The sequence below is a fragment of the Flavobacterium cheonanense genome (genome assembly GCF_039539185.1).
In the GTDB taxonomy this organism is placed as follows: Bacteria; Bacteroidota; Bacteroidia; order Flavobacteriales; family Flavobacteriaceae; genus Flavobacterium; species Flavobacterium cheonanense.
In genome coordinates this window covers 47,246-73,355 of record NZ_BAABCT010000006.1, presented here as the reverse complement: position 1 = coordinate 73,355, position 26,110 = coordinate 47,246, and the positions used below count along the sequence as shown (strand labels likewise).

The window sequence follows — 26,110 nt, the reverse complement described above, 5'->3', positions numbered from 1 at the left end:
CTATGTGCGGAATTAGTGGTTTGTTAAATTGGAGTAAACTTCAACAAAAAGCTATTGAGAATGTAAAGGATTCTTTGATAAATATGGACTATAGAGGTCCCAATTTTTCAGACATTTACGTTGATGATAAAATAGTTTTAGGACATAACAGATTGTCAATTTTAGATATAAATGAGCGTTCTAATCAACCAATGCAATCCAAAGACGGAAAGTTTATAATTGTTTTTAATGGAGAAATATACAATTTCAAAGAGCTAAAAAACGAACTCGTTACTAAAGGAATCAACTTTCGAACCACTTCAGACACCGAAGTTTTGCTTGAAGGATATCAATTGTTTGGCGAAAAAATACTTCAAAAAATTCGTGGAATGTTTTCTTTTGTAATTTGGGATGTAACCAATCAAGAACTTTTTGCAGCAAGAGATCGATTTGGTGAGAAACCATTTTATTATTTTCATGATAAAGATGCTTTTGGTTTTGCTTCTAATTTATCAGGAATAGTTCCTTTATGTGAGTTCGATTTAGTAATTAATAAACAAGCTATTTATGAGTTGTTAACGTATCAAAATATAGACAATAAAACTTGTATTTATAGCGGAATTGAAAAATTGCAACCAGGATATTACTTAAAATTATCAAAACACGGAATTGAAACCAAACAATATTGGAATCCATATTATAAAAATAAAATTGAAGATTCTAGTGTATCAATAGAAAATACAATTCATAATTTACTTCAAAGTTCAGTTGAAGAACAAATTGTGGCCGATGTTCCAGTTGGTTTATATTTAAGTGGAGGAACCGATTCAAGTGTTATAGCATCGATAGCTTCTAAAATAAAAAAGGATGTTGTTGCGTATACCTTAACAATGCCAGGAAACAGCAAATATGATGAAACTGAAGAATCTAAAATTGTATCGCAAAAGTTAGGAATAAAACACAAACTTATAAAGCTCGAAGACAGTTGCGTAAATAACCTTCCACATATTTTGAAAACTATTGAGCCAATTGCAGATGCCTCAATTATTCCAAATATGGAAATTGCAAAAGAAGCCAAAACCAATTTTAAAGTAATGCTTTCTGGTGATGGAGGTGATGATATTTTTGGAGGTTATAAAGCACCACTAAATTATTTTCACAACAGTTTTAAAGGTAATTTTCTATCTAAAAAAGTAATAAATACAGTCATTGAGAACTCTTTTAATTATCCTTTTAACGTTCTAAATTATAAATTAAACGATAAAAGAATTTTCAAATGGGCAGGAATTGAAACCTACTACAACAATCATTTGCTTTTTCCAAGTGTTGTAAAAAAAATTATTACGAAAGGTAATTATCACAATAATATTAAAAACTATTTATCCGATTCTAATGAATTTTGCGATAGAGAAGAAGATAAATTGCTTTATGTTGGAATAAAAACTAAATTAGCAAGTGATTACTTGTTCAAGATGGATGCTGCAAATATGTTTTTTTCAGTAGAATCAAGAGCACCATTTTTAGATAATAGAATAATTGATTATACCTCAAAATTATCCATTGAACAATTAATGCCAAACGGGATTGATAAGGAAATTTTAAAGAATATAGGAGCAAAATATCTGCCAAGAGAATTTTTTGATTTACCAAAAAAAGGATTTTCTATTCCTTATGTAAAATACATGAAAAATCAATGGGGAAATTTGCTAGAAGATTTTATTAAAGAAGGAATTTCTTCAGATTTAGGTCTCATAAATTCTGACGAAGTACTTAATTATTTAGCTGTTTTTAGAAAAAATGAGTCTAATAAATTAGGTAAAATAATGTACGGATTATTTGTTTTTGAAATTTGGTTACGAGTTTTTCATTTAAAACGAAATCCAGAAGAAATAAAATTATATTAAATGAGTAAAACTATTGCAATAATTCCAGCACGTGGCGGATCTAAAAGATTGCCTAATAAAAATATTCTTTTGTTAGGAAATTATCCGTTGTTGGTGCATAGCATTTTGTATGCTAAAGCAAATAGTGACATTATAGATGAAATTTATGTTTCTACTGATGATGAAAAAATTAAAGAAATAGCACTTCAATTTGGAGCTAAAGTAATCGATAGACCATCAGCAATTTCAGGCGATTTAGAACCTACAATTACAACCTTGCAACATGTTTTGCAATCTATAAATGACGAAGTTGAAAATGTAGTTTTATTGCAACCAACTAATCCGCTAAGGCCAGAAAATTTATTGAAAGAATGTTTTAAAACATTTAAAGAAACTGGTTCAGACAGTTTATTTACTGTTTCACAGAACCATCATAAATTTGGAAAAATTGTTGGCTCTAAATTTATACCATTTAATTATGAAATTGGACAAAGAAGTCAAGATTTAGATCCACTATTTTTTGAAAATGGATTATTATACATCACAAATGCCAAGTCAATTCTTGATAATAAAATAATTTCAGAAAATGCTTTTCCATTCATAGTAAATCATATTTTTGCCCATGTCGATATCGATACGCAAGAAGATTTTGACTACGCCGAATTTCTTTACCAAAAACTACATTAATGAAAGATAGACTTTATTTTAATAACCTTAACGGTTTGCGTTTTATTGCTGCTTTAATGGTTATTGTAAGTCATTTAGAACTAAATAAATCGCACTTTGATTTGCCCAACTATTTCCATAGTATCAAAGAAATTGGGCGACTTGGAGTTTCTCTTTTTTTTGTATTAAGTGGTTTTTTAATTACTTTTTTATTGGTTAAAGAGAAAGAAAAAAATGGGTTTATTGGGATTAAGAACTTTTATCTCAAACGTATTTATAGGATTTGGCCTTTATATTATGTAATTGTAATTCTCGCTTTATTTGTATTACCTCATTTTTCAATTTTTTCAATTCCAAATATGGAATTAGAAATAGTTTCAACCTCGAGGTTGGTAATGATTATTTTGTTTTTTGTTTTCTTCTTAACTAATATTTTAATTAGTATTGTACGTATTCCGTTTGCTGCGCAAACATGGTCTATTGGAACAGAAGAACAGTTTTATTTGATTTGGCCAATCATTATAAATAAATTTCAAAAGCTAAAACCAATCTTTTTTGGTCTAATCCTAGCATACAATTTAGTTATTATAAGTATAAGTACGGGTATTTTTGATAGTATAAAATACAGTAGTGTTTTCATTAATTTTGTTTTTGCTTTTCAACTAGATTGCCTTACTATTGGAGCTTTAGCTGCTTATATGCTTTACTGTAAAAGTAAAATTATCAGTATTCTAACCCATAAAATGATTTTTTTTATGGCGATTTTAACTGTTATTTTGTTATTGGTAAGTCACTACAATTTAGGCTTCCTTAAATCAACCTTTTTTGCATTTTTATTTGTTATTGTAATAATCAATTTGGTAAATCATCCTAAACTTCAAAACCTACTCGAAAATGATGCTTTTAATTATTTAGGACAAATTTCTTACGGATTATACATGTATCATCAAATAATAATTGTTGTTGTATTAAATTGCCTTTTGAAATTTAATTTATTTAATCACTTTGTATTATATTTAATTTCAATTTTATTAACTATAATTGTTGCTGGAATTTCCTATAAGTTTATTGAAAAACCTTTTTTATTACGGAAAGAAAAACTGGCTACCTTTACCAATCATAAATAAAAATAATGAGTAATTTGAATTCCTTTATAGAAATCGCAGGTAGAAAAATAGGACCTGATTTTCCACCATTAGTAATCGCTGAAATCGGAATCAACCACGAAGGTTCGTTAACAGTTGCCAAACAAATGGTTGATGCTGCCAAACGTGCTGGAGTTGAGGTGGTAAAACATCAAACCCATATTGTCTCTGATGAAATGAGCGGTGCGGCCAAAAAAGTTATTCCAGGTAATGCCGATGTTTCAATTTATGAAATTATGGAACGTTGTTCTTTAAATGAAGCCGACGAGCTAGAACTGAAAAACTATGTAGAAAGCAACGGAATGATTTTTATTTCAACACCATTTTCTAGAGCAGCTGCTGAAAGATTAAAGAAATTTGATATTCCAGCCTATAAAATTGGTTCGGGTGAATGCAATAATTATCCACTTTTAGAGCACATTTGTTCGTTTGGGAAACCAGTAATTTTAAGCACTGGTATGAATACAATTGAAAGTGTTCAAAAAGCAGTTACTATTTTTGATAAACATAATATTCCGGTTGCTTTGTTACATACTACTAATTTGTATCCAACACCAATTCATTTAGTGCGCTTTGGTGCGATGACTCAATTACATGAGGCTTTTCCTGATAAAGTTTTTGGCTTGTCTGACCATACGTTAAACAACAATGCATGTCTTGGTGCTGTTGCGCTTGGCGCTAGTATTTTAGAACGTCATTTTACAGATCACATGCAACGGACTGGTCCAGATATCGTTTGTAGTATGGACGAAAAAACTACAGCCGAATTAATTATTTCTTCCAATGAAATGTGGCAAATGCGCGGCGGAACAAAAGAACCTGCAAAAGAAGAACAAGTAACCATAGATTTTGCATTTGCAACGGTTTGCTCTATTGCGCCAATTAAAAAAGGTGAAATATTAACCAAAGAAAATATTTGGGTAAAACGACCAGGAACAGGAAAAATACTTGCAGAAAATTTCAATGATCTTCTTGGAAAAGTAGCAACTAGAGATATTGCAAACGACGAACAATTAACTTTTGAAGATTTTAATTGAGTTGAAAAAAAAATATGGATTTAAAAAAATATCCAAGTTTAAATGGACTTAGAGCAATAAGTATTATTTTAGTTTTGAACCTTCATTTAGGTTTGAAGAACAATGTTTTTGATTCATTTTCAGAAATTAAATGGTTAGAACCGTTACTGTTTTTTATTCAAGATGGTGTTCTAGGAGTTAATGTTTTTTTTGTTATTTCGGGTTTCTTAATAACATCTTTGCTATTAAAAGAAGAGTCAAATTCAGGAACAATATCTTTGAGTAAATTTTATATTAGGAGAGTATTAAGAATTTTTCCAGCATATTACTTTTTACTATTAGTTTATTTCATTCTTCAATTCTTTAATATTATTTATATTAGTCCATCATCTTGGCTAACTTCACTGACGTATACAAAATATTTGAATGGTCGTTTAGATTGGTATACAGCTCATTCTTGGTCATTAAGTTTAGAGGAACTTTTTTACTTCTTTTGGCCGTTTGTTTTCTTGTCTGGAGTAAAAACAAGAAAAATAATTGCTTTTTCTGTTGTGTTTTTAATACCAGTTTTGAGAGTTTTTATTAACAAATACACAATTCCTATTGAAGAGCAATTACATATTTTGGCTAAAATCGATTCAATTGCTTTAGGATGTATATTTGCTATCTATAAAGATGAAATAACTAAAAGATTGAGTAAATATTGGACATTGGTATTTTATTCTTCTGTTTTTGTTATATTATCTTTAAGATATTTACCAATTTTGGCAAAGAAAATTCATTTAAAATTTATTTTTGTTCCATTAGGATTATCAGATGGTTCTCTTGCTAATCTTGCAATTGCATTAATTATGATGTATTCTGTATTTGGACCTAAAGGAATTTGGTTTAAGTTCCTTAATTTAAAGATTATGAATTATATCGGTATTCTATCATACAGCATTTATTTATGGCAACAAATTTTTATAAGTTCTATGGGTTATTGGGTAAATAGGTTTCCTCAAAATATTATTTGCATAGTTGCAATGGCTGTTTTTTCATATTATGTTATTGAAAAACCATTTTTAAAACTAAAAACAAAGTTTGGTAAATAAAAATCGATGTAAGTGATTCCAAAATATGAGTTATACTTTAGATACAAAACTGAAAATAACTATTTGATTTGCAAACTGATAACAATTAAATTTTAATGATTTTAACTTATGGATAAATTATACGACTTAAATAGAAAATTTGAATATGAAAACGGATTTTATGCTACAGCTGATCCATCTCGTTTCAGCAAAATTTTAACGCACTTAGAATTCTTCAAACAAACATCAAACGTACGAGGTGAAATTGTAGAGTTTGGAATTTTTAAAGGAAATTCATTTTTTAGATGGATAAAGTTTAGAGATTTATTAGAACAAACTAACAGCCGAAAAGTAATCGGGTTTGATATTTTTGGTGATTTTCCTGAAGCTCATTTTGAGGAAGATAAAGATAAAAGAGATGCGTTTGTTGCCGAAACTAATGGTGGAAAAAGCATTTCATTTGAAGAAATCAACGAATTATTGGAAAAACAAGGTTTGAATAAAAATGTAGATATTATTAAAGGAGATATTTTAGTTACTTTAGATGATTATTTAGAAAAAAATCCACATCTAAAGATTTCACTTTTGCATATTGATGTCGATTTGTATGAACCAACCAAGCATATTTTAGAAAAACTATACGATAAAGTCACCACAGGAGGCATCATAATATTAGACGATTATGGCGCTTTTGCAGGAACAAACAAAGCGGTGGATGATTTTTTTAAAGGAAAAGCAACCGTTAAAAAATTGCCTTATTCGCATGCTATTTCTTATTTAGTTAAAGAATAAATCAAGTAAAAATAATACAAATTAGCGATAGATATGTCAATCTAAGCTTGTCGAAGACCTTTATAACAATTATAGTCAATATTAAAAGTGAATAAAAAAATTCTATTTCTAACAGGCACACGTGCCGATTTTGGAAAAATAAAATCACTGATTTCAATTTTGGAAAATCAACCTAATTTTGAAGTTTTTGTTTTTGTAACCGGTATGCATTTGCAAAAAGAGTACGGATATACCTTAATAGAAATTGAACGTTGTAATTTCAAAAATGTACACACTTTTGAAAATCACACACACGAAACCACAATGGATTTAACTTTGGCTAAAACCATTGAAGGTTTGTCAAGTTATTGCAAGAATGTACATCCAGATATGATTTTGGTTCATGGCGATAGAGTAGAGACTTTGGCAGGAGCAATTGTAGGTTCATTAAATAATATTTTAGTTGCTCACATTGAAGGAGGCGAATTATCTGGAACTGTAGATGAGTTGATTCGTCATAGTGTTTCGAAGTTGAGTCATATTCATTTTGTTTCTAATGAGGAAGCAGCCAAACGATTGGTTCAAATGGGTGAAATGAAATCATCTATTTACACTATTGGTTCGCCTGATATTGATATTATGTTTTCTAATGATTTACCAACAATTGAAGTTGCAAAAGAATATTATCAGATTCCTTTTGATCAATTTGGTATCGTAATGTTTCATCCTGTTACGACAGAAGCTAACGATATGAAGCACTATGCTCAAAATTTTGTTGCTGCTTTGCAAAACGATTCACATAATTATGTAGTTATTTATCCTAATAACGATTTGGGAAGTCAGTTTATAATTGATGAATACTCGAATCTGAAAGAGCATTCACGTTTTAGAATTTTTCCTTCCTTGCGTTTTGAATATTTTTTAACTTTACTAAAGAATTCTCAATTTATTATAGGAAACAGCAGCGCCGGAATACGTGAAGCTCCGTATTATGGAATTCCAATTATTAATATAGGAACACGCCAGCAAAACAGAGCCGTTCATGCAGATATTATAAATGTAGATTATTCAGAGGTAAGCATTTTAAAAGCATTAAATAGTATAGATTCACATAAAATTCAAAAATCAAATTCCGATTTTGGAAAAGGAAATAGTGCTCAATTGTTTTTAGAATCCTTAAAAGATTCCAGTATTTGGGAGGTAAATCATCAAAAGCAATTTAGAGATTTGTAATTATGTCAAATGAAATAGTGATTACAAAGTTAAAATTTGATTTTTCAATTGATTGTGAATCAATTGGTACTATTTTTCGTTTTGAGAATTCAAATTTTCAAAATGAGCAATCGTTTGATATAAAAATCCAATTTTCGCAACCAATTGTCTCCTTTAGAAACCATAATTATCAATGGGTAGATTTATCGCAAGATAGAATAGCTAATGATTTTTCGCCCAAAATAATAAAGTTACAAAACGGAAGCTTTGTACAAGCCAACGTAAATTTTGGTATTTGGGAAATCAATAAAAAAAAAACCAATGTGTTGCTTTGGCGATTCAATCCAGAATATGCAGCACCACTTACTAGATATTGCAATGAGTTGAACACCAAGAAAATAGTTTCTGCTAACTCAAAACTAGATTTGAATGAAAATTTAGCACTTTTATTTACAAAAAACAATCCCATTGAATTAAGTCGTTCTAAAATTCCTTTTTCTGCTATTGCTTGTTTTACAGATCATTGTGATTTTGACACATTAGAAAATTTAAAAATACAGCGTAAATTCTTAAAAGAAAATAATTTAAAAATTACTAAAGGATTCTTTCTAAATCATTTTTCTAAAAGAGATGATAATGCTTCTTTTCAAAACGATAAAGAAGAATTATTAAAATGGAAAAACGACAACCACGAATTGTGTTATCACTCCTTAACGCAATCTATAAGAAGTGACGAAGAGGCTTTTAATGAGTTTTATAATTTTATTCCGCCTCTTGAAAATGTAAATATCTGGATAGATCACGGTTTTCAGCCCTATAATTTTAGTATGTTTGAGAAAAATGCTATTGCTAAAGAACGCTATGAAGCTACGCTTTTAGACAAAAATATTTCTGTTCTTTGCAACTATATTGATGCAGCAACGGCAACTAAGGGCATTTTGAATCAGTTGAATCCAAATGATTTTAATCTTGAAAAGTATTATAAATCAATTACTGATGTGTCTTTTTTGAAGCGGATGGTTATGCTAATTAAAAACATCATATTTCATTATGATAATGATGAGTTTAGAGTAAGAAATTATATTGAAACCATTACGCATACCAAACGAATTTTTAAAAAAGGTAAAGTTTTAGAAATTTTTAGTTTGTTTAAAAATGCAATTCCAGTTGCGGTAATGCTTTTAAAAGTTTTTTTTAATTGGAATAAAACCAAAAAGAAAACCTACAAAGTAGCCAAATATTCACCATTATTTTTCAAACATAAAATCGACAAAAACGAGTTTTATATCTTTCAGGCGATTGAAATGGTTGATTTTGATAAAGCATTATGTAAAGAAAATGTTGATGAGCTTGTACATGATTCAGGATTGTTTATTGCACATACTTATTTTTCTGTTAACATGAATCATTACCACGGAAAATTAATCAATTCTGATAATTCATTGAATAAAAACGTGGTTAGAAATTTTAATTATCTAGCTCAAAAAGTTGCTGAAAATGCTATCTGGAATCCAATATTGTCAGAATTATTAGATTTTTATAAAAATTTTCAAGAAACCGTTTTTGACATTGATGAAAAAGGTGTTATTTTTATAAAAAACAATACAAATATTCCTTCAAGAAGTATAATATGATACAATCCTTTTTTACAAAAGAGCAAAATTGGCTTGATAAATGGGACAATTATCTTCAAGAAACCGAAAGAGGATTGTACAACCAAATGTCATTTTGGATAAAATCGTATGATGTTTACGGCTTTGATCACGATTTTTATATCATTACAGAAAATGATAAAATAATTGGAGGATGCGGAATTGTAATTGCAAAATTTTCTGTTTTTAAATTTTTAATTGTTCCTTGTGGACCAGTTTTAGATAAAAATCAAGAACATTTAATGGATTTGGTTTTAAATAATTTGAAAGAATATGCGGTTCAAAAAAATTGTTGTTATTTTCAAATTAATTTGCCACTACTTAAAGAAGGTGATGCTTTTCATGATTATACTTTAGATAAAATCTCATCAAATAGTATTTTTTACACTGGGTTAGAAGGAACAAAATTCAAGTATGTTATTCCACTTTTCGGAATGCGATTGGTTGATTTGCATAATAAAACCTTTGATGAGGTTGTTCAAGGATTTGGTTCCAATCATAAAAGAAATTTAAAAAAAGTTAGTTCGTTTGATTTTCAATTTCAGCAGGTAACAACTAAAGAAGCCATTGCTGAAGCGTACGAATGTTTTGTTCAAAATGCTCAAAACAAAGGTTATCCGTTACGCTCGTATGATTCTATTAAAGACACTTTGCAAAACTATGTAGACAATAATCAGGCAATAATTGCAACTTGTGTTTATCAAAATAAAGTTGTGGGTGCAATTTATGTTATGATTTGCGGACAACGTTTAATTTATATTAATGGAGGCGTTTTAAAACAATATCAAAACTTACCAATTTCGGTTTATATGCATTGCGAACTAATTAGATATTCTATCGAAAAAGGTTATAAAAGTTATGATGTTTCTGTTGGAGGAAGTGAAGGTGTTATTAGATTTAAAGAAGGATTTGGTAGTCAATTATTCAATTTTGAAAACTCAAGATATTGGGTTTTGAAACCATTCTATTTCAAAATTTATATTTTTATGGAAAAATGGCTTAAACCTTACAAGCAATCTATTGCTAAACTACTATTTAATTTAAAAAAAGTTTTTAAATAGCAGAAAATTAAATTTATAAGTTAAATTTGTTTTTTTTAAAATTGACATGAAGACTAAACAAGAAATAATTGATACCAACGTAAAGCAGAAAGAGTTTTACAACACCAAGAAAAAAAACTTTGCCACTAAAATTTGGTCTTTTTTAAGAGAAAAAATATTAAAAAATATATCTAAAAGTTTAGGAATACTTGAAAAAACTTACGCTACTCATAAAGTTTGGTTTGGAGATTTGTCTAACAAAAAGGTACTAGATTTAGGTTGTTTTTCTGGAAATAACTTAACACTTCACTTGGCAGAAAATTCTAAACAATACTTTGGAATTGACTTGAGCGATGTTGCTATTGAAAAACTAAGCGAGAAAATTGCTCCATTTCCTAATGCAAAAGCATTTGCAGTAGATTTTCTTTCAGATGATTTTGCTGAAAAAGATTTTGATATTATTTATGCTTATGGCGTTTTACATCACTTTCCCAATGTAGATTTGTTAATTGCCAGATTGAACGAAAAATTAGCTAAAGACGGAGTTGTAATAAGTTACGACCCTTTAGAAACTAGTTTGCCAATTAAATTTATTAGAATGATTTATAGGCCTTTTCAAACTGATGCTGCTTGGGAATGGCCATTCACAAAAAAAACAGTTTATAAATTTACAAATGCTTTTGATGTAATCGAAAAACGTGCGATGTTGGGTAAAACAAAATGGGCATTTATGTTGTCGTTTTTACCAATTTCAGAAGATAAAAAAATCGCTTTGGGAAAAAAATGGCACCATGACGATTGGGAACAATCGGCAACATCTTTCTCAAAATTGTTTTCGTGCATGCACTTAACGATGTTAATGAAAAAAAAATAATCACATGAAAATTGAAAATAAAGATTTTTGGGAAATCGATAATGTAATCGAAGTACAAGAAAACATGAAAAAATCTGCTGAATTTGAGATTTTTATGTTTAAAAAAGCTAAAGAGATTTACAGTAAAGTTGGTGATATAAAAACTATTAAAATTTTTGGTTGTGGTACTGGTCGAGAAATTGAAACTATTGAGAATTTTTTTAAACCTAGTGAAATAATTGCCTCTGACATATCATCAAATATGATTGAAAAGTGCAATGAAAATTTAAAAAAATGGAAAATAGATTCGGTTACTAAAACACTAGTAATTGATGCTAAAGATTACAATAAAGTAGAAAACAAGTTTGATTTAGTAACTATTTTGAACAGTATGCTAACTTATGTTGTAAAAAAACAAGATAGAATTGATATTTTTAAAAATGCCTACAAAATTGCTAAACCAAATGGCGTATTAATTGGAACGGTTCACAATCAAGAAGGAACTTTTTTAAAAACAACCTACTTTAAATTAAGAAATTTATTTTCATTTTATTTTGGTGAAAAAGTTGGAAATAGAACTACTGGTTACAACGGATTTGAAGTAGAGGGTTACTATTATAAAAAAAATGACTTGTTTAATGATATTCAATCGTCTGGATTTAAATCGATCGAAATTTATTCACTAGAAGAATATTACGCATTACTAAATCAAGTTTACGATAGAAAAAAAGGCTATAATAATTTGATTTTTATAGCCCAAAAATAATTCATCAATTTGTTATGAAAATCATTTTAATCATACCTGATGGAGTAGTCGTAAGAAATTATTTGTATTCAGATTTTGTAAACGAATTAACCCAAAGAGGATTTGAAATTTATGTTTTTCATCAAATTCCAAATGCCGCTGTTGCCGAAATTAAAACTGTTTCTCAAGATATAAAAGAATTTATTTTCATTCCCTATTTCACTGAACCGTTTATTGCTAGAATTATAAGAGAAGTAGTTGTTTATGCAAGATTATTGATAAACAAAAAGAAACTTAAAAACGAAACTATTTTATATTTTTGGAGCAGAAATCAAAAAGGTTTCAAACGTAAACTTCTTTTAAATTTATCAGAATTTTTAGGTTTTTTTGTTTCAAAATCATATAATGCAATTCTTTTTTTAGAAAAAAAATATGATAATTTAATGCTCAAAACCAATGTTGCACAAGAATTATCAAAAGAAATAGACCGAATTCAGCCTGATATTGTGTTGAATCTGCACCAACGTTCAATGACAAGTGCGCCAATAATAAATTATTCTAAAAGTAAAGGTATCAAATCAGCAACAGTTATTTATTCATGGGATAACGTTCCTAAAGCAAGGTTGGTGTCTTCTTATGATTATTATTTTGTGTGGTCTGAACTTATGAAGAATGAGCTTGATTTGCTTTATCCAGAAATTGATTCTAATAAAGTAATGGTTGTTGGAACGCCACAATTTGAGTTTTATTTTAATAAAAAATTGCATCTAACTAAATCTGAATTCTTTGAAAAATACAAATTGGATGTAAACAAAAAAACCATTTGCTTTTCGTCTAATGATACTTCATCTCCATATGATCCAACTTATTTAGAAGATTTATGTGAAGAAATTAGTAAAATTGAAGTTGCTGTTCGACCACAAATACTTTTCAGAATCAATCCGTTTGATAAATCAGGCAGATTCAATTGTATTTTAGAGAAGTATAAAAATTTAGTTTCTGTAGTAAATCCTGATTGGCGAACCGAAACAGAAGGAGATGGTAATTTTATAAATATTTTTCCAAGTTATAATGATATATCTTTGTTGGTAAATACGGTTTTACATTCTGATGTTGTTGTAAATCTGGGAAGTACTATGGCGCATGATTTTGCGGTATTGGACAAACCTTGTCTGTATTTTAATTATGATCCAGAAGTAAATTCTAAGCTACCGGTAAAAGAGGTATATCAATTTCAGCATTTTAGAAGTATGAATAATCTTGAAGCTGTAGGTTGGATAACTACTAAATTGGAAATAGGAGCTAAGATTTTAAAAGCAATTGAAGAACCAAGCCAAATAGGAAAAGATAGAAGTAAATGGATGGAACTAATTGTAAAACATCCATTAAATGAAAACAGTAAGAATTTGGCAAACGAATTAGAGAAAACATGCACATCTGTATAATTACACATGAATATCCAAAACCTGGTTTTGTTCACGGCGGCATTGGAAGTTTTGTTAAAACTTTAGCTCCAAAGCTGATTCAAAATGGGGTTAAAGTTACTATCGTAGGCTTAAATTATGAAAATGAGTATGAATATGTTGAAGATAGAGGTGTAAAAATATACAGATTAAATTATAAGAATATTAATAAATTAGGATGGTATTTTGGTGCAAAAGCAACGAGCCAAAAAATAGCTGAAATTCATAAAAACGATCCAATTGATGTAGTTGAAGCCAGTGAATTAGGTTTATTTTGCATAGATAAAATTAAAAATATAAAGTATGTAATTAGATTGCATGGTGGACATCATTTTTTTGCTGAATCTGAAAACCGAAAAATAAATTTTTGGAAAGGTTTTCAAGAGAAACGTTCTTTTAAGAAAGCAGATGCATTTATTCCTGTTTCTAATTACGTCAAAATTCACACCAATAAGTTTTTAAGTTTCAACAACAAACCAGTTGAATTGATTAATTATCCCATAGATATTGATTTCTTTTCTCCAAAAAATGCAGTTGTAAAAAAGCATAGTATTGTTTTTGTGGGTAGTGTTTGTGAGAAAAAAGGAGTCCGACAACTGATACAATCCTTTCCATACATCAAAAAACAATTTCCTGACGCAACTCTAGAAATTTATGGAAGAGAATGGTTTTATCCAGACGGAACATCCTACACAACAATGTTGACAGAAGTTGAATTGCCAAAACTTGGTGAGTTATCTAAAGATATTTATTTCCACGGATTGGTTGATTATGATAAAATTCCAGAAAAGTATGCAATGGCTCATGTTTGTGTTTTTCCGTCTCACATGGAAACACAAGGATTGGTTGCGCCAGAGGCTATGGCAATGAAAAAAGTTGTAGTATTTACAAAAGAAGGCCCAGGGCCAGAAACGATTGCAGAATATGAAACTGGATTACTTTGTGATCCATTCAATCCTAAAGATATTGCTGAAAAAATCAATTGGGTTTTTTCTAATGAAGCAAAGGCTATTGAAATTGAAAATAATGCTAGAACCTTTGTTTTAGAAAAATTTTCTGCTGATAAAATTACCAAAAAGAATATCGATTTTTTCAATTCTTTAATTAAAAACTAAAGTTATGTTTGCATTGATACAATCAGATTATAAAAAGTATAAATCGTATGGAGGCAACTTCATAACGATACTTTTTTTAACGCAAGGATTTTGGGCAATAATGCAATATAGAACAGCTAATTTTTTTCACAGAAGACTTAAAATTCCGGTCGTAAGACAAATCGTTCTTTCCTTTTGTTTACTATGGAGAAAGTCAATTGAAATTGCAACAGGAATTTCAATTCCGGCTTCTGCACAAATAGGGCATTCTTTTTATATAGGTCATTTTGGTGGGATTTTCTTAAACGCAAAGGCTGTCATTGGAAACAATTGTAATATTTCACAAGGAGTAACCATTGGAGTTTCTGGTATTGATGAAAAAAGAGGCGTGCCAATTATTGGGAACAATGTTTATATTGGAGCAAATTCAGTTGTTGCAGGAAATATTATTGTTAGTGATAATGTATTGATTGGAGCATGTTCTTTAGTCACAACCGATGTAGCAGAAAATTCTGTTATGCTTGGAGTTCCAGCAAAAGTTATTTCTCAAAATTCATCTAACGGATATTTATAATGAAGTTTTTAGTCATTTCTTCAGCACCTTTTATTAGAAAGTCAGATGGGATTTACGCCTATAGTCCTTACGTAAAAGAAATTGAAGTGTGGCAAAAATATGTAGATGAGATTGCTTTTTCATGTACGTTTTGGGAAAAGGAAGGCGATTTATTGATAACTAAAATTCCTTTTAAAATTGATAAGATTTATGAATTAAAAGAATTTCATTTTAAGACATTTTTTAGTGCTTTAAAAGCCATTCCAATACTATTAATTAATTGTATAATCCTTTTTAAAAGTATTTATAATTCAGATGTTATTCATCTTAGATGTCCAGGGAATATTGGTTTGTTAGCTAGCTGTATTCAGATATTTTTTCCAAACAAAAAGAAAACTGTAAAATATGCAGGCAATTGGGATTCTAAAGCAAAACAACCCATAAGTTATAAAATTCAAAAATGGATACTTAGCAATACTTTTCTTACTAAAAATATGCAAGTATTGGTTTATGGAGAATGGAAAAACCAAACTAAAAATATTAAGCCTTTTTTTACTGCTACGTATGCTAAATCTGAAATTATTGAAATTGAGCCAAGAAATATGAATGGTACAATAAAAATGATTTTCGTTGGGATGTTATCAAAAGGAAAACAACCACTTTATGTAATTAAGGTTGTTGAAGAACTGAAAAAACAGAATTTTGATATAGAATTATCAATTTATGGCGATGGAAGTGAACGAGCGATTCTAGAAGAATATATTCATTCAAAAAAATTGAATTCTAATATATTTCTAAAAGGAAATACCGATAGAGAATCTATGAAAAAAATCTATCAAGAAAGTCATTGTTTAATATTGCCTTCCAAAAGCGAAGGTTGGCCAAAAGTGGTTGCCGAAGCCATGTTTTGGGGTTGCTTACCAATAGCAACACCTATTTCTTGTGTGCCAAATATGCTGAATTTTGGTGAAAGAGGAATCTTATTAACTGAAAATTTGCAGACCGATGTTACTTCGATAAGTGACTTATTGTCAAATCAAGAAGAATATAATAAAAAAATAAAAGAGGGAATAAATTGGTCCCGGCAATTTACAATTGATAAATTTGAACAAGAAATAAAGAATATATTAAAATCATGAGGATTATTCAAATTATAGACTCGCTTGATATTGGAGGAGCAGAAAAAATGGCAGTCAGTTTTGCAAATTCTCTTTCGTCAAGAATGGAATTTTCTGGTTTAGTTGTTACCCGAAAAGAAGGCAGTTTAAAAAAAAGCATCAAGGATGATGTAAATTATTTTTTCTTAAGAAGAAAACATCGTATTGATTTTTGGGCCGTTATGAGGTTAAGGAATTACTGTAAAAAAAATGATGTAAGAACCATTCAGGCACATTCAAGTTCTTTTTTTATTGCTTGTATGGTTAAAATGACATATCCTAAAATACAAATTTTATGGCATGACCATAATGGAATAGGAGTTATACCAAAAAGAGAAGGAGCAATTTATTTACAGTTTTTTTCAATTTTTTTCAAAGGAATAATAGCCGTGAATACTGAATTAGAGGCATGGGCTAGAAGAAAATTATTCTGTAAAAACATCATTTATCTGCAAAATTATGTTGTTGAGAATAACGATTTTGATAAAACAACTCTTTTGAAAGGAGAAGACGGTAAAAGAGTTTTATATTTAGCCAATTTGAGACATCAAAAAAACCATTTTTTATTGATTGATGCTGTTAAAAAAGTTCACAATGATTTTAAAGAATGGACTTTTCATTTAGTTGGTAATGATTCAAATAACGATTATTCAACTAGGCTTAAAGCTAAAATAAAAGAGTACAACTTAGAAAATGTAATTTACATTTATGGCTCTAAACAAGATACTGAACATATAATTAATCAATGTGATATAGCTGTTTTTACATCAAATTCAGAAGGTTTACCAGTTGCATTGTTAGAATATGGACTTTTTTGTAAACCAGTAGTTTCAACAAGCGTAGGACAAATTCCTTATATTGTTCAACATGGGAAATGTGGTTTTATTTCTAAGATAGGTGATTCGGAAGGATTTAGTGTTAATTTAAGTACTTTGATGGCAGATAAAGAATTAAGACTTAAATTTGGAAAAGAAATTCACAAAGTAATTTTAGAGACATACTCAGAGCAAGTAGTTATTGACAAGTATTTTTCTTGGGTTTTAGATTTGAAAAACATTAAAATAAATTGACTGCATGCAAAATAAAGATAAAAATTATATTTGGTTAGTAGTTATTCACATATTTCTGGGAGTTTTAATCTATTTAACACCAATTATTGTTTCGCAAATTTACGGTTACTTAATTATTTTAGCTGGAGTAATCATTTTAATAAAATCTCAAAATAAAAAAAATGAAGTCCTTTATATTTGTGCCTATATAGTTGGAAGTGAAGTTTTTCTTCGTATGACATATGGAAATCCGAGTCATGAGTTTGCTAAATATAGTGTTTTTATTTTTTTACTTTTTGGAATTGTATATTCAGGATTTTCAAAATATGCGTTACCCTATTGGTTTTTTTTATTAATTCTCATTCCTGGGGTTATTATTGCAAATGAAACCTTAGATTTAAATGTTGAATTCAGAAAAAAAATCATTTTTAATCTTTCAGGCCCAATTTGTTTAGGATTGGCAACAATTTATACTTTTGGTAAACGAATTAGTATGAATGAAATGGGCAATATCTTATTGATGATGGGACTTCCCATAATTTCTACAGCAGCCTATGTAAATTTGTATGCTCCAAATATAAAGGAAGTACTTACTGGTACTGGTTCAAATGAGTTTCTTTCTGGAGGCTTTGGCCCAAATCAAGTCGCCACTATTTTTGGACTAGGAATGTTTATTTTTTTTACTAGATTAATTCTATATTCTAGAACTAAGATAATGTTTGTAATAAACATTGTTATTGCATTTTACATAAGTTATCGCGGTTTTTTAACTTTTTCTCGTGGTGGCATGTTAACTGGTTTTGGAATGATTGCTGTTTTTATCTTTTTTATGTATATTAATTCAGCATATAGAGGACGAGTAAAATTGAATTATCTTATTGTAATTATCATAGCTGCAATGTCGGTTACTTGGATATATACCTCCGAACAAACTGGAGGATTAATTAATAAACGTTATGCAAACAAAAATGCGCATGGAATAGAAAAGTCTGATGTTTTGACTGGTAGAGGAACTTTAGCAGAAGACGAGATAGAAATGTTTTTAGAGAATCCATTTTTTGGTGTTGGTGTTGCAAAAGGTACTGATATTCGTACTGAAAAGATGGGTTATGTTGCTGCGTCTCATGATGAAATAACTAGAATGTTAGCTGAACACGGATCGCTTGGTATCATAGGACTAATGATTTTATTTTTTACTCCAATAATTTATTTTTTAGGGAATAAACAAAATTTATATTTATTTTGTTTCCTTGTGTTTTGGTTTTTAACAATAAATCATGCCGCTATGCGAACGGCATCACCCTCATTTATTTATGCATTATCCATGTTAAAAGTAAGATTCGATGACGAAGAAGTTGCTCTATATCGGAAATAAATTATCAAAACATGGTAATAATTTAACCTACATCGAAACTCTTGGTGCTCTTTTAGAGTATGAAGGATATGAAGTTGTATATGCATCAGAAAAAAATAACCAACTTTTTAGAATGTTAGATATGGTTTATGTAACCACATGTAACATTAGAAAAGTTGATACCATAATAATTGATACCTATAGTACATTTAGTTTTTACTATACTTTGATAATAAGCAGTATTTGTAGGCTTTTTAATAAAAAATATATTTCTATATTACATGGTGGGAATTTACCTCATAGGTTAAAATCTAGCCCGATTTTATGTAATTTCATCTTTAATAAAGCGTTTAAATTGGTAGCACCATCTAATTACCTTTTTAAAGCTTTCAAGGATAAGTATGCTAAAAATTTAATATTTATTCCTAATACTATAGAATCAAAAAAATATACTTTTAACAAAAGAGAATTTAATTCCCCAAAGTTATTATGGGTACGTTCTTTTTCGAAAATATACAATCCAAAAATGGCAATCGATGTATTGTTTAATCTCAAGAAAGATTTTCCAAATGCAACTTTAACAATGGTTGGTCCTGATAAAGAAAACCTTATTGATGGTTGTAAGAAACATGCATCAGAGTTAAATCTAGAAGTAGAATTTACTGGAAAATTAGCCAAAGAAGAATGGGTTGCATTGTCTAAAGATTATAATGTTTTTATTAATACAACACATTTTGATAATACTCCAATAAGTGTTATTGAAGCTATGGCATTAGGTTTACCAATAGTCTCAACCAATGTTGGAGGAATTCCATTTCTTCTAACGGACAATGAAAATGGACTTTTAGTTGGTGATAGTGATGTTGATGGAATGACCAATGCAATTCTTGAAATTTTCAATAATGAAATTTTAAGAGAAAAAATTACTACAAATGCAAGAAATACTGTAGAATCCTTTGATTGGAATGTAATAAAGCAAAAATGGTTTGAAATATTGAAATAGTGTTTAAATTTGTATAGATTTTACTAACTTGCGTCACAGTTGTAAACGTACTAATGAATAGCAATAAAAAAATACATTTTGAGGTATCAGAAAGAAAGGTTCTTCTGAAGATTTTTGATGTAATCTTTGTATTACTATCATTGTACATTATAAGCTCTATTTTTGATTTTAAATATTTTACATTTTCTACTACAAATTATTATTGGGCAATTGTATTAGCTATCTATGTTAATATTTTTGGATCTGTTTTTGAAATGTATAATTTGCAAGTAGCAAGTAATCAATTTCAAATAATAAAAAGTATAATACTTGCTTCTTCTACAACAGTATTAATTTATCTTTTAACTCCAATTTATACACCTGTTTTACCTTCAAATAGACTACAGATTATTATATTTTTTGTAGCTATTTTTGGATCCTTACTAGCTTGGAGAATTTTTTATGTAAAATTTTTAGCATCACATCGATTTGTAAAAAAAGCCGTTTTGGTTTGTGATAAGGAGCAATTGCAAGAACTTGTTACTGGTCTTGAAAATGCTGATCCACATTATAAAATAATAGCATTTGTTAATTCTGATGGAGAAGATTCTTTTAATTTTAAATTCAAATCAATTAAGAATATTCATCCTAATGAATTAGAAAATTTTGTTAGAAACAACTCTATTTCTGAAATAGTAATTGCTTCTCAAAAAACCGAAGGAATAACTGTTAGTTTATATAATCAACTGATTCATTTATTAGAAAATGGTTTTATAATTAGAGAGTATACACAAGTATATGAGGCTATTACACAACGAATTCCTGTGCAATATGTTTCACGAGATTTTTACAGATATTTTCCTTTTAGTAGAAGTAATCAAAATCATTTGTATTTATTGGTATCAAGATTGATTGAAGTGATTTTTTCAGTAATTGGTTTGACTATTGGTTTATTGTTTTTTCCGATAATTTTAATTGGTAATCTCATTGGAAATAGAGGTGGCTTATTTTATACACAAGAGCGTGTTGGTAAAAATGGAGAAGTATTTAAAATATATAAATACAGAACTATGGTGAAAAATGCTGAGGCAAATGGAGCTGTATTTACGACTGCCAACGATAGTAGAATTACACCTTTTGGTAAGTTTATGCGTAAAACTAGATTAGATGAATTCCCTCAATTTATAAATATACTAAAAGGTGATATGGCAATTATAGGACCAAGACCAGAACGTCCTATTTTTGTTAATGAAATCGCAGAAATGATGCCATTCTACGAAACTAGGCATGTTGTTAAGCCAGGATTAACAGGTTGGGCACAAGTAAATTACGCTTATGGTGATTCTATTGAAGATAGTTTGATGAAGCTACAATATGATTTATATTACATCAAGCACAGAAGTATTTTTCTTGATATCAATATTATCATTAAAACTTTTAGCACAGTATTGTTTTATAGAGGACAATAAGTTTCTTAAATGCTAGGCTCCAATTTTTTATTTCTCTTTAATAATTTCAACAAAATATAATTGTTGGCTAAAATAAATGGAATCATTAAAGGTAAATGTGGTTTTCCTATCATAATTGCAATATAAACTAAGGTCATTGCAAAACACACATTAGCCATTTTTCTAAACCAAGTGCTTCCCAAAAATCCTAAGGTTATATATATTGGATTAAACAGCAAAGCATTATAATTCCACAAAACTTCTTTATGCTCTGAGTATAATCCTACTAGGCAAAGAAAAATCCCCAATAATCCTGATAGGAATAGATAGGATAATGAAACATACTTATTATTGATTAAAGATATCACTAATAGGATAAGAACTATGAAATAGATACTATTTATAAACGAAAAGGAAGAAGTAAGCTCGGCTCCTTTAATTAAGGTTTCTTTTTTTACAACCAAAGGTTTGCTTTCAATTTTGGCTTTGTCTAAACTATTTAACAACTCAATAGGAAGAAATAGTTTTTCAGCTTTTACATCTGTTTTTGCTCCAAAAATTATGTTTATACCCAATTTATAATAAAAGTGATTATCAAAATAAGGATAAAGTAATTCTCTGTATGAAATGGATTTATCATCCACTTTTTCGATTAATTTTTGACCTACAATGGCATTAATTTTATCTACAACCATCGTAGTACAATTTCTGTCTATAAATTTGTAAGTATAATTTCTTTCTTCAGAATAAAGAGAAGCATTTAAAAGTTCAAATAGTTCTTGTTTTTTTGCTAATGGAAATGATAAAGTCTGTTCGATAACTTCACGATTATCACTTTGATATTCAAAAATGAAGTCTTCATAAGAAGTTGTATTTATAAAATATTGTAAGTCACCTTTTACAAATTTTAAATAGAAATTTTCTGTTCTAAAATCGAAAGCACCATAGTTATATACAACGTCTAAGTTATTTATGGAATCTTTAATTCGTATGGCTGTATGACCAAAAGTGGAGTAAAGTTCATTTCCTCTTCCACAAGTAAAAATACTTACAGAAGCATTTTCTGATAGCGCTGGATTTTGAGAGAAACCAATGGTTTGAAAAAATAAGATAAGTAGAAGAAGTAATTTTTTAATCATAATGGTTATCTAAAAACACTAAAATCAACTTTCACAGAAAAAATATTTGAATATAATGCAACACTTTGATCACCTAAATCGGTCAAAGCATAATCAACTTGAATTCCTTTATATTTAAATCCAAGTCCAATATTGGGCTGAAAACCTACTTTTCTAGAACCATCTAATTGTGTGATGTTTTGAAAATTTCCTACACCAGCTCTTAGAAATACTAAATCAGTATAATTGTATTCAAATCCTAAGGCAGGGTCGATACTTACAAAGTTAGTTGATAATATATCATTGGTTCTAGCAAACTGCATGTTCAAATTTCCAGAAGCTTTTAAATACGTTTCATTATGAAAATCGAATGTTTTAGACATCCCAAGTTGTGCTTTTGGAAGTGTAATTTCAGAGCTTTCAGGTAAATCTTGGTTCTCTCCAGGAATGGCATTTTTTATTTTAGCATATTCTTCCTCATTGATGGCCCATACATTATAGGAAGTAGTAATGTCTCTCAACATTAAACCAAACTTCCAATCGTCTCTTTCAAATTGTAATCCTAAATCAAAACCAAAACCCCAAGAATTTGCAAAATCTCCAATGACACGTCGAATCACTTTTGCATTAACTCCATATTGAAAACCAGGTATTTTAAGTCTTCTTGCATAAGATAAAGTCAATCCGTAATCGGCAGTTGAAAATTTACTGATTCTATTGTAATCAATATTTCCATCACCATCAATAAGTTGTGTGGTGTTTAATATATCATCTACTCCAAATCGTATCAAAGAGATTCCCCAAGCACTGTCATCATCAATCGGTTTAGCATAAGCAGCATAATCATATTGAGCAATATTTGCAAAATAACTCGCATGCATTAACGACGCTTGACTATCTTCTAAGCCAAGTAAACCTGCTGGATTCCAGTAGCCAGAATTCACATCATTTGTATGTGCGACAACAGCATTAGACATTCCCAATGCAGCAGCATCTACACCTATATTCATAAACTCGTTAGAATATTTTCTAACAGCTTGACTATGAGCTAAAGTGCATCCTAAAATGAAAGTTAAAAAAAGAATTTTCTTCAAAGCAAATATTTTTTCAAAAATAGAAATTTTTATTGAGCTAACTTCATATACAATTCATAATAATATCTCAAATAAAAACTCTAATTACAAACGTACTTATGTATAAACTTATTGTATTACATTTGTCTTTAGAAAAAATAAAAGCATGAACATCAAAAAACACATTCCTAATATACTAACTTTATTAAATTTATTATGTGGTTGTATCGCCATAGTTTTTATCTCTAAATTGAGGTTTGACTTAGCTTTTTATTTTGTTTGCTTGGGAATATTTTTTGATTTTTTTGACGGTTTCTTTGCCAGAAAGTTTGGTGTAGCCGGGCCTTTAGGTGTTCAGTTAGATTCCTTAGCAGATATGGTTACAAGTGGTGTAGCGCCTGGATATGTAATGTATCAAATGTTGTCGTTTGATGGAAGTTTTATGCAAATTACAAATGATTTGTCTTTTTTTCAAGTCTCTTTTTTAGGTTTTATTATTACACTCGGTGCTTGTTATCGTTTGGCAAATTTCAATATCGATACAAGACAATCTGATTCATTTATTGGTTTGCCAACTCCAGCAAATGCACTTTTTATAATGAGTTTACCATTGGTTATTGAAGAGTGTCATTTTCTTACCTTAAGTGAACTTCTAAATATAAAATGGGTTCTTTTAGCCATAACTATGATAAGTGCTTACGTTATGAATGCTGAAATTCCGTTGTTTTCATTGAAAATAAAGAATTTTAGTTTTCAAAAATATAAATTGCAAATTGGATTTTTAGTTCTTTCAATAGTAATGATTGCTACTCTGCAATATCTTGCAATACCTTTAATCATAATGACTTATGTTTTATTGTCGGTTGCAAATAATATGTTGGCAAAAAAGTAGTTATTTAGTATTAAGATTTTAGTAGTATGTATCAAGACTTTTATGGCAAAAGCTACCACGAGAAAAACACCAATTCGAAAAAGAGCTACCAAGAAAAAGCAAACTTTTTTTTCTTTAAAGTTTATTATTATATCGCTTTTGATTATTCTATTTTCTTTAGGAATATATCACTATCGTAATGCTATTCTATATTATTTTAGTTTCAAAACAGATAAAGTTTTAAAAGAAGATAAAGTGGCTCAAGCTAGAATTTATCAAATTTTGAAAGCTCATAAAGAATTGACTTTCGGGTTTGATGTTTCTCAATATCAAGGCGAAATAGATTGGGAACAAATAGATTCTGTTGAAAATAAATTTCCATTACATTTTGTACTTATTAGAGCAACAGCCGGAAATAATAAAGAGGATTCGGAGTTTGATGACAATTGGAAAGCAGCCAAAAAGCATAATTTTATTCGTGGAGCTTACCATTATTATCGTCCAAACGAAAATTCAATCGAACAAGCCGAAAATTTTATTAAGACAGTAACTTTGAAAAAAGGTGATTTGCCTCCAGTTTTAGATATAGAACAATTGCCAAAAGAACAATCTATTGATAGTTTGAAAGTAGGATTGAAACGGTGGTTGAAAAAAATTGACGCACATTATAAGGTGAAACCTATTATCTATACCGGCGAAAAATATTATGAAGATTTTCTAAAAGAGGAATTTAAAGGATATACTTTTTGGGTTGCCAATTATAATTTCTTTGTAGAAAATATAAAAGAAGATTGGCTTTTTTGGCAGTTTACAGAAAAAGCAACAATAAAAGGAATCAACGAACGAGTTGATTTGAATATTTATAACGGTACGCCAAAGATGTTAGAATATTTGACGATTAATTAGTTACTTTAGAATTATATAGAATAGCAATTACTAAAATCATTACTAATGCAAAAACTAAAACAGATTTTGTATTGGCAAAATTTACAGTCCAACCCATCCATTTTACTCTTTTTGGTGGAAAAATACGTTTGTCTTCTTTGTTATAATAAATACCACCAAATTTCCAATTATTAGGATCTTTATGCCATTTATCTAATGTCTCTTTCGATGGATTTTCCATTTTTTTAAACGTCTAAATCTACTTTTGGAGCATTAAAGTCAATTTTGGTTTTACGTAATTCAAAATTCTGACCTAAATAAACTCTTCTAACCATTTCGTCTTCAACTAATTCTTCAGGTTTTCCAGCTTTTAGAATTCCGCCTTCAAACATTAAGTAGGTTTTATCAGTAATAGCCAAAGTTTCTTGAACGTTGTGGTCAGTAATCAAAATTCCAATGTTTTTATTTTTTAATTGGGCTACAATTCTTTGAATATCCTCAACTGCAACAGGGTCAACTCCTGCAAAAGGTTCGTCAAGTAAGATGAATTTTGGGTCAGTTGCTAAAGCTCTTGCAATCTCAGTTCTACGTCGTTCTCCTCCAGAAAGTAAATCACCACGATTGGTTCTAATGTGTTCTAAACTGAATTCATGAATTAAGCTTTCCATTTTTGCAATTTGCTCTTCTTTTGTGTGATTTGTCAATTGCAATACACTCAATATATTATCTTCAATACTTAATTTTCTAAAAACAGATGCTTCTTGAGCCAGATAACCAATACCATTTTGAGCACGTTTGTACATTGGAAACTCAGTAATATTCATGTCATCAAGATAAATATTTCCAGAATTTGGTTTTACCAATCCAACAATCATATAGAAAGAAGTAGTTTTTCCAGCACCATTTGGTCCCAAAAGCCCAACGATTTCTCCTTGATTTACTTCAACAGAAATTCCTTTTACAACGCTTCTACCTTTGTAGGTTTTGATTAAATTTTCGGCTCTTAGTTTCATATTTATGCTGAATTT

25 protein-coding genes are annotated in these 26,110 nt (G+C 29.1%); 21 read left to right on the top strand and 4 right to left on the bottom strand.

The features are described from left to right. The first annotated feature begins 2 nt into the window (after positions 1 to 2). The 19 genes from asnB to ABD766_RS11260 all read left to right on the top strand — a co-directional run bounded on the left by asnB (position 3) and on the right by ABD766_RS11260 (position 21,156). Positions 3 to 1,883 (top strand): asparagine synthase (glutamine-hydrolyzing), encoded by a 1,881-nt coding sequence (asnB, locus tag ABD766_RS11350; protein WP_344816802.1) that lies wholly within the window; start codon positions 3 to 5, stop codon positions 1,881 to 1,883. After that, positions 1,884 to 2,549, top strand: coding sequence for an acylneuraminate cytidylyltransferase family protein (locus ABD766_RS11345; RefSeq protein ID WP_344816801.1), 666 nt, complete (start codon positions 1,884 to 1,886; stop codon positions 2,547 to 2,549). Next, a complete protein-coding gene (locus ABD766_RS11340) occupies positions 2,549 to 3,655 on the top strand; it encodes an acyltransferase family protein (protein WP_344816800.1) in 1,107 nt (368 codons plus the stop codon). Before ABD766_RS11345 ends, ABD766_RS11340 begins: the two co-directional genes overlap by 1 nt. A gap of 5 nt (positions 3,656 to 3,660) precedes the next feature. After that, complete coding sequence (locus ABD766_RS11335; protein ID WP_344816799.1) at positions 3,661 to 4,710, top strand: N-acetylneuraminate synthase family protein; 1,050 nt, start codon at positions 3,661 to 3,663, stop codon at positions 4,708 to 4,710. 14 nt (positions 4,711 to 4,724) lie between these two features. Next, positions 4,725 to 5,783: an acyltransferase family protein gene (locus ABD766_RS11330; protein ID WP_344816798.1), complete on the top strand. Its 1,059-nt coding sequence runs from the start codon at positions 4,725 to 4,727 to the stop codon at positions 5,781 to 5,783. Between the two features lie 108 nt (positions 5,784 to 5,891). Further along, a complete protein-coding gene (locus ABD766_RS11325; protein WP_344816797.1) occupies positions 5,892 to 6,554 on the top strand; it encodes a TylF/MycF/NovP-related O-methyltransferase in 663 nt (220 codons plus the stop codon). A gap of 87 nt (positions 6,555 to 6,641) precedes the next feature. Then, complete coding sequence (gene neuC / locus ABD766_RS11320; RefSeq protein WP_344816796.1) at positions 6,642 to 7,766, top strand: UDP-N-acetylglucosamine 2-epimerase; 1,125 nt, start codon at positions 6,642 to 6,644, stop codon at positions 7,764 to 7,766. 2 nt (positions 7,767 to 7,768) lie between these two features. Continuing rightward, positions 7,769 to 9,379 (top strand): hypothetical protein, encoded by a 1,611-nt coding sequence (locus ABD766_RS11315; RefSeq protein ID WP_344816795.1) that lies wholly within the window; start codon positions 7,769 to 7,771, stop codon positions 9,377 to 9,379. Further along, entirely contained in the window at positions 9,376 to 10,458 is a 1,083-nt protein-coding gene (locus tag ABD766_RS11310) for a lipid II:glycine glycyltransferase FemX (protein ID WP_344816794.1), read from the top strand. Before ABD766_RS11315 ends, ABD766_RS11310 begins: the two co-directional genes overlap by 4 nt. A 46-nt stretch (positions 10,459 to 10,504) precedes the next feature. Next, positions 10,505 to 11,311: a class I SAM-dependent methyltransferase gene (locus tag ABD766_RS11305; RefSeq protein ID WP_344816793.1), complete on the top strand. Its 807-nt coding sequence runs from the start codon at positions 10,505 to 10,507 to the stop codon at positions 11,309 to 11,311. A 4-nt stretch (positions 11,312 to 11,315) separates the two neighbouring features. Next, positions 11,316 to 12,056 (top strand): class I SAM-dependent methyltransferase, encoded by a 741-nt coding sequence (locus tag ABD766_RS11300; RefSeq protein WP_344816792.1) that lies wholly within the window; start codon positions 11,316 to 11,318, stop codon positions 12,054 to 12,056. 14 nt (positions 12,057 to 12,070) lie between these two features. Continuing rightward, on the top strand, positions 12,071 to 13,480 hold the full coding sequence (locus ABD766_RS11295) for a hypothetical protein (protein WP_344816791.1): 1,410 nt from the start codon (positions 12,071 to 12,073) through the stop codon (positions 13,478 to 13,480). Next, positions 13,465 to 14,613 carry a glycosyltransferase family 4 protein gene (locus ABD766_RS11290; RefSeq protein WP_344816790.1) on the top strand — a complete coding sequence of 383 codons (1,149 nt, stop codon included), beginning with the start codon at positions 13,465 to 13,467 and terminating at the stop codon, positions 14,611 to 14,613. The genes ABD766_RS11295 and ABD766_RS11290 overlap by 16 nt, the downstream gene beginning before the upstream one ends. 4 nt (positions 14,614 to 14,617) lie before the next feature. Then, positions 14,618 to 15,166 (top strand): serine O-acetyltransferase, encoded by a 549-nt coding sequence (locus ABD766_RS11285; RefSeq protein ID WP_344816789.1) that lies wholly within the window; start codon positions 14,618 to 14,620, stop codon positions 15,164 to 15,166. After that, the gene (locus tag ABD766_RS11280) at positions 15,166 to 16,284 is read left to right on the top strand and encodes a glycosyltransferase (RefSeq protein WP_344816788.1); all 1,119 of its coding nucleotides are present in this window, start codon (positions 15,166 to 15,168) and stop codon (positions 16,282 to 16,284) included. The genes ABD766_RS11285 and ABD766_RS11280 overlap by 1 nt, the downstream gene beginning before the upstream one ends. Further along, positions 16,281 to 17,372, top strand: coding sequence for a glycosyltransferase (locus ABD766_RS11275; protein ID WP_344816787.1), 1,092 nt, complete (start codon positions 16,281 to 16,283; stop codon positions 17,370 to 17,372). The genes ABD766_RS11280 and ABD766_RS11275 overlap by 4 nt, the downstream gene beginning before the upstream one ends. Before the next feature lie 4 nt (positions 17,373 to 17,376). Further along, the gene (locus ABD766_RS11270) at positions 17,377 to 18,726 is read left to right on the top strand and encodes an O-antigen ligase family protein (RefSeq protein WP_344816786.1); all 1,350 of its coding nucleotides are present in this window, start codon (positions 17,377 to 17,379) and stop codon (positions 18,724 to 18,726) included. Then, a complete protein-coding gene (locus ABD766_RS11265) occupies positions 18,695 to 19,708 on the top strand; it encodes a glycosyltransferase family 4 protein (protein ID WP_344816784.1) in 1,014 nt (337 codons plus the stop codon). The genes ABD766_RS11270 and ABD766_RS11265 overlap by 32 nt, the downstream gene beginning before the upstream one ends. 53 nt (positions 19,709 to 19,761) lie before the next feature. Next, complete coding sequence (locus ABD766_RS11260) at positions 19,762 to 21,156, top strand: sugar transferase (RefSeq protein WP_344816783.1); 1,395 nt, start codon at positions 19,762 to 19,764, stop codon at positions 21,154 to 21,156. Positions 21,157 to 21,161: 5 nt separating this feature from the next. Here the strand turns inward: ABD766_RS11260 and ABD766_RS11255 are convergent, their stop codons facing one another. Further along, positions 21,162 to 22,274, bottom strand: coding sequence for a lipoprotein N-acyltransferase Lnb domain-containing protein (locus ABD766_RS11255; protein WP_344816782.1), 1,113 nt, complete (start codon positions 22,272 to 22,274; stop codon positions 21,162 to 21,164). Between the two features lie 5 nt (positions 22,275 to 22,279). After that, on the bottom strand, positions 22,280 to 23,347 hold the full coding sequence (locus ABD766_RS11250) for a putative type IX sorting system protein PorV2 (protein WP_486320566.1): 1,068 nt from the start codon (positions 23,345 to 23,347) through the stop codon (positions 22,280 to 22,282). A gap of 145 nt (positions 23,348 to 23,492) precedes the next feature. On the opposite strand from ABD766_RS11250, the gene ABD766_RS11245 reads away from it, so the two are divergent. Then, positions 23,493 to 24,218, top strand: coding sequence for a CDP-alcohol phosphatidyltransferase family protein (locus ABD766_RS11245; protein ID WP_344816781.1), 726 nt, complete (start codon positions 23,493 to 23,495; stop codon positions 24,216 to 24,218). 42 nt (positions 24,219 to 24,260) lie between these two features. Next, positions 24,261 to 25,103, top strand: a complete 843-nt coding sequence (locus ABD766_RS11240; RefSeq protein ID WP_344816780.1) for a GH25 family lysozyme — start codon at positions 24,261 to 24,263, stop codon at positions 25,101 to 25,103. Here the strand turns inward: ABD766_RS11240 and ABD766_RS11235 are convergent. Together ABD766_RS11235 and lptB are read right to left on the bottom strand one after the other, a co-directional pair. After that, positions 25,096 to 25,323: a DUF5808 domain-containing protein gene (locus tag ABD766_RS11235; RefSeq protein ID WP_344816779.1), complete on the bottom strand. Its 228-nt coding sequence runs from the start codon at positions 25,321 to 25,323 to the stop codon at positions 25,096 to 25,098. The two genes, ABD766_RS11240 and ABD766_RS11235, sit on opposite strands and share 8 nt — an antisense overlap. A gap of 4 nt (positions 25,324 to 25,327) precedes the next feature. Continuing rightward, positions 25,328 to 26,095, bottom strand: coding sequence for an LPS export ABC transporter ATP-binding protein (lptB, locus tag ABD766_RS11230; protein WP_298304389.1), 768 nt, complete (start codon positions 26,093 to 26,095; stop codon positions 25,328 to 25,330). Positions 26,096 to 26,110: the final 15 nt, after the last annotated feature.